This is a genomic window from Acinetobacter sp. YH01005 (genome assembly GCF_013420465.1).
Classification (GTDB): domain Bacteria; phylum Pseudomonadota; class Gammaproteobacteria; order Pseudomonadales; family Moraxellaceae; genus Acinetobacter; species Acinetobacter amyesii.
In genome coordinates, this window is the sequence record NZ_VOYA01000069.1 from 1 (window position 1) to 1028 (window position 1028).

1 pseudogene is annotated in these 1028 nt (G+C 59.0%); it reads right to left on the reverse strand.

What is annotated here, in order from left to right:
• A pseudogene (locus FTT72_RS16140) lies at nucleotides 1–910 on the reverse strand (IS91-like element ISVsa3 family transposase); the annotation flags it as partial.
• Between the last annotated feature and the right edge of the window lie 118 nt (nucleotides 911–1028).

The window sequence follows — 1028 nt, forward strand, 5'->3', positions numbered from 1 at the left end:
ACCCGGCTACCTTGCCAATCCCGTCACCGAACGGATCACCACTGGTCGGCAGAGTTTGCAAAGTGAACACCTTTCGCCCCGCCTGTGAACCGACAGCGATACGGTAAGTGATCGAGTGCCCCAGCAGGGGTGTCATCGGGTCGTCATCCACCGCATCCGAGGCCAGATAGCTGTTTTCGACATCCCGTTCCAGCAGGCCTTGCCGTTCCAGATAGCGACCCACCCGGTGGGCGATGGTGTGCGTCAGCTGGGTGAGCTCTGGGCTGGTCGGCGCCTTGACCCAGCGGAAACGCGCTGAGCCGTGGGATTGCTCGACATACACACCGTCGAGAAACAGCATGTGGAAGTGAACATTCAGATTGAGCGCCGATCCAAAACGCTGGATCAGGGTGACCGCGCCCGTCTTGGCCACTTGGTGGGTATGGCCCGCTTTCTTGACCAGGTGCGTGGCAATGACGCGGTAAACGATGCCCAGCACCCACCCCATGATCTCGGGCCGGCTGGCAAACAGGAAACGCAGCTGAAACGGGAAGCTCAACACCCACTGACGCATGGGTTGTTCAGGCAGTACTTCATCAACCAGCAAGGCGGCACTTTCGGCCATCCGCCGCGCCCCACAGCTCGGGCAGAAACCGCGACGCTTACAGCTGAAAGCGACCAGGTGCTCGGCGTGGCAAGACTCGCAGCGAACCCGTAGAAAGCCATGCTCCAGCCGCCCGCATTGGAGAAATTCTTCAAATTCCCGTTGCACATAGCCCGGCAATTCCTTTCCCTGCTCTGCCATAAGCGCAGCGAATGCCGGGTAATACTCGTCAACGATCTGATAGAGAAGGGTTTGCTCGGGTCGGTGGCTCTGGTAACGACCAGTATCCCGATCCCGGCTGGCCGTCCTGGCCGCCACATGAGGCATGTTCCGCGTCCTTGCAATACTGTGTTTACATACAGTCTATCGCTTAGCGGAAAGTTCTTTTACCCTCAGCCGAAATGCCTGCCGTTGCTAGACATTGCCAGCCAGTGCCCGTCACTCC